At 40.8% G+C, this 858-nt stretch carries 1 protein-coding gene; it reads right to left on the bottom strand.

Annotated features, from left to right (window positions below; all coding sequences use genetic code 11):
• On the bottom strand, positions 1-673 hold a 673-nt coding region (locus DW136_RS09925; protein WP_147351661.1), incomplete at its 3' end, for a hypothetical protein.
• Between the last annotated feature and the right edge of the window lie 185 nt (positions 674-858).

Here is an 858-nt window from a genome sequence, read left to right as displayed (position 1 = left end):
GGCCGCCTCGATCAATTTGCGAAAGAATCTTGACGGTACCGTGCACTTCGTCGTTTCCGAAGTTATTCAAAAGAGAAAAATTACGTGAAGAGACAGCGAGATTTAGGATTTTTTGTTTTCCGTCCAGCAATACAGGTGAAACATTAAAATCCGCTTCAGGAGGAAATCCCGTTTCAATCCAACAGCCATAAGAAGAGTTTGATAAATAATAGCAGGGATTACCTGGGATACTAAATCTATAGTTACCTGATTTTGATCTAAGCGAACGCGGAAGCGGAAGCATTTCCTTTGCGCTATACATCAATGAGGCATTTCCCGTTCTGCTTCGGAACAATTGAAGATCACTACCAAGTTTCCCCGGAAACGCAGGAGAATTATAAAGTCTTGAAGAAGCTAAAGGGCAATCATCCAATCCTGCAATCAAATTCTTAATTACGGCATTTGATCCAGATATATCAGCTCTGTAATATCTTCGAATGCTATCCAGAACTTTTTTAGAATATTTTTCGATGATAGCGAGACTATCATCATCTGCACCAGCACCAGAAGCTCGCTTCAAAAGCACTCTGTATTTATTTGACAAATCAGAGTAATAGCTGATGTCTTTTTCAATAACAAATGGAGCTGAGAACTCCACACAATGAAAAGCCTCTACAATCCAACCACAAGTCATTTTTATCTTCCTTTAAACAATGAGCTAACGGGTAGACAAAGAAAGCATAGCGCCGTTGGCACCATTAGGGTTTAAGCCAAACCAGTTTCTATGGCTGCGATATCTTCAAAACAAATCTAATCTATGCGCCCTGGTCCTTCGAATCGGGTACCGTCAAGATTCTTTCGCAAATTGATCGAGGCGGC

This window comes from Collinsella sp. AM12-1 (assembly GCF_003472325.1).
Taxonomy (GTDB): Bacteria; Actinomycetota; Coriobacteriia; order Coriobacteriales; family Coriobacteriaceae; genus Collinsella.
Note: the sequence above shows the minus strand (reverse complement) of the source record. Positions and strands in the feature narration are given on the sequence as shown.